2 protein-coding genes are annotated in these 3,320 nt (G+C 61.2%); both read left to right on the top strand.

Features of this window, described 5'->3' with window-relative positions:
* The first annotated feature begins 3 nt into the window (after positions 1-3).
* Positions 4-1,653, top strand: a complete 1,650-nt coding sequence (locus D8V06_RS23750) for an acyl-CoA dehydrogenase family protein (RefSeq protein ID WP_056855784.1) — start codon at positions 4-6, stop codon at positions 1,651-1,653.
* Between the two features lie 178 nt (positions 1,654-1,831).
* Positions 1,832-3,320: AMP nucleosidase (gene amn / locus D8V06_RS23745; RefSeq protein ID WP_177434484.1), on the top strand; the 1,489-nt coding region annotated here is incomplete at its 3' end.

The following is a 3,320-nucleotide window of genomic DNA, read 5'->3' as shown; positions in this document are numbered from 1 at the left end:
GTCATGAACCTGCATCAGTTCGCCGAAACCCACGAAGTCACCAACCAGCCACCGTCATTGGACGGTGCCAATCTGTATCGCATCGACTTGCCGTTACAGGAGTGGTCGCGGCGTTTCGGTGCCGGTTGGGCCGAGTCGCGTATCGATGCGTACGGTGCACTGGCCGGTGGACCGTTGATGGAAGCGGGGTTCCTGGCGAATCAGAACAAGCCACTGTTCAACAGTCATGATCGATACGGGCACCGCATCGATCTGGTGGAGTTCCACCCGGCTTACCACCAACTGATGCGCACGGCTGTCGAGCATGGCTTGACCTCATTGCCTTGGGCGCATCCACAGTCCGGCGCCCACGTGGCCCGTGCCTCCATGACGTATCTGCACAGTCAGGCCGAAGCCGGCAGCGGCTGCCCGCTGACCATGACATTCGCCAGTGTTCCGGCGCTGCGCCTACAGCCGGATTTGGCGGAAAAATGGCTGCCCAAGGTTCTGGCCACCGAATACGATCCGCGCAACGTCGGCATGGCCCACAAGGCCGGTGTCACCATCGGCATGGCCATGACCGAGAAACAGGGTGGCACCGATGTGCGCGCCAACACCACCAAAGCCTATCCGGTGGGCGCCAGTGGCCCGGGGCAGGCTTACGAACTGGTGGGGCACAAGTGGTTTTGCTCGGCGCCAATGTGCGATGCCTTCCTGACCCTGGCACAAACGGACAAGGGCCTGACCTGTTTCCTGCTGCCGCGCCATCGCCCGGACGACACGCGCAATCAGTTCTACATCCAGCGTTTGAAAAACAAGCTCGGCAACTGCTCCAACGCGTCCAGCGAGGTGGAATTCCGTGGCGCCCTGGCGTGGATGGTCGGCGAAGAGGGCCGTGGCGTGCCGACGATCATCGAAATGGTTGCCATGACCCGGTTCGATTGCATGGTCGGTTCCAGCGCCTTGATGCGCCAGGCACTGACCCAGGCCAGTCATCACTGCGCTCACCGCTCGGTGGGCGGCAAGCTGCTCAGTGAGCAGCCGTTGATGCAAAACGTGCTGGCCGATTTGGCGCTGGAGAGCGAAGCGGCGCTGGCGTTGAGTTTGCGCATGGGCCGGGCGCTGGATCATCTGAATGATTCCCGGGAAGCCAAATTCGCTCGGCTGGTGACGGCCGTGGGCAAGTACTGGATCTGCAAGCGCGCGCCGGCCATGATCAACGAAGCCGCCGAATGCATGGGCGGTGCCGGTTATGTCGAGGACAGTATCTTGCCGCGCCTCTACCGCGAGGCGCCGGTCAATTCGACGTGGGAAGGTTCGGGCAACGTGCAGTGCCTTGACGTTTTGCGGGCGTTGTCGAAAGAGCCGGGTGTGCTGGATGCGTTGTTCAGCGAATTGGGCGATGGGCATGGCGACAAGCGCCTGGCTGCGCACATTGATCAATTGCAGACGGCGTTCAAGGACACCAGCGACATTCAGTATCGCGCCCGGCAGTTGACCGAGGATATCGCGTTGGGTTTGCAGGCCAAATTGTTGCTGGAGGCGGGGAATTCGGCGGTCAGTGATGCGTTCATCGCCAGTCGCCTGAGTGGCGGTGGTCGGGTGTACGGCGCGCTGCCGCGAGGTCTGGATGTGGAGGCCATTGTCGCCCGCTCGACTCCACAGAATTACTAATCCCAACACCCCTCCTGTGGGAGCGGGCTTGCCCGCGATAGCGGTCTATCAGCCAACATTCCTGTTGAATGATAAATAGCAATCGCGGGCAAGCCCGCTCCCACAGGTTTTTTGTGTCTTTGGAAATTGTTGTGCAGCCAACACGCCACTGTTCCCGTGAAGCGACGATGCAGGCAAGATGAAGGTCTGCAAGTCAGAACACAGGATGCTGATCGTGACCGAAGCTTTTATTGTCGTTCAAACCGCCGAGCAAGCCGTGGATCGGCTTGCGCTTTTGCACAATCGTGCAACCACCGCGCTGAACCAGGCGCTCAAGCGTTATCTCAAGGATCGCGTCGAGCCCGATGCCGAGCAGCGTGCCCTGTTCCGTTATCCCGAATTACGCCTGACCTACCATTGCCAGGGCGAAGTCCCGCAGACCACCCGCGCCTACGCCAAGGTGCAATTGCCTGGCACCTACAGCGTTACCGTCACCCATCCGTCGGCGTTCCGAAAGTACCTGCTGGAACAGCTGGTCCCGTTGATGCACGACTTCACCGTGACCGTCGAAGTCGGGGTCAGCGAGCAGAACATTCCTTATCCGTACGTGGTCGAGCAGGGCGATGAGCTGGCCGGTTCCGGCGTGACCGCTGCCGTGCTGGCGCGAGTGTTCCCAAGCACCGATCTGTCGGCCGCCACCGATGGCATTGCCGACGGCCTGTACGACTGGGAAAACACCCATCCGCTGCCGCTGGCCCTGTTCGACGCGGCGCGGGTGGATTTTTCCTTGCGCCGCCTGGTGCATTACACCGGCAGCGACTGGCGTCATGTGCAGCCGTGGATTTTGCTGACCAACTACCACCGTTATGTCGACCAGTTCATCGTCCATGGCCTGGAGCAGTTGCGCAACGATCCGCGTTTTGTGCGCATGGTATTGCCGGGCAACGTGATCATCGAAAAAAGCATGGACCACGGTGAAGCCTCGGCGATTGCTGCCGGCGTGGTCTGGCACCGTTACCAGATGCCGGCCTATCACCTGATCGCCAGCGACGGCCACGGCGTGACGCTGGTGAATATCGGTGTCGGCCCGTCCAACGCCAAGAACATCACCGACCATTTGGCCGTGCTGCGTCCGCATTGCTGGCTGATGATCGGCCATTGCGGCGGCTTGCGTCAGTCGCAAACGATCGGCGATTACGTGCTGGCCCACGCTTACATGCGCCGCGACGGGATTCTCGATCGCGTCGTGCCGCCGAACATTCCGATCCCGGCCCTGGCGGAAGTACAGATGGCCTTGCAACAAGCGGCGGCGAACATCACCGGCGAGAAGGGTGACGAGCTGAAGAAACGCCTGCGCACCGGCACCGTGTTGACCTACGACGACCGCAACTGGGAGTTGCGCTGGGCGCAGGAGCGGCCGCTGATCAACTTGTCCCGCGCCGTGGCGGTGGACATGGAAAGCGGCACCATCGCCGCTCAGGGTTATCGCTTGCGGGTGCCTTATGGCACGTTGCTCTGCGTCTCGGACAAACCCCTGCATAGCGAGATCAAGTTGCCAGGCTCGGCCAACGCCTTCTATGAACGCGCAGTCAGCCAGCACTTGAAGATCGGCATTGAAGCAGTCGATCTATTACGCACCGAACTCAACTCGCTGCACTCGCGCAAACTGCGCAGCTTCGACGAGCCGC

Origin of the sequence: Pseudomonas sp. Sample_24, from assembly GCF_004307605.1 — a bacterium.
GTDB lineage: Bacteria > Pseudomonadota > Gammaproteobacteria > Pseudomonadales > Pseudomonadaceae > Aquipseudomonas.
The sequence above is the reverse complement of the archived record's forward strand: the minus strand, read 5'-3'. Positions and strand labels throughout refer to the sequence as shown.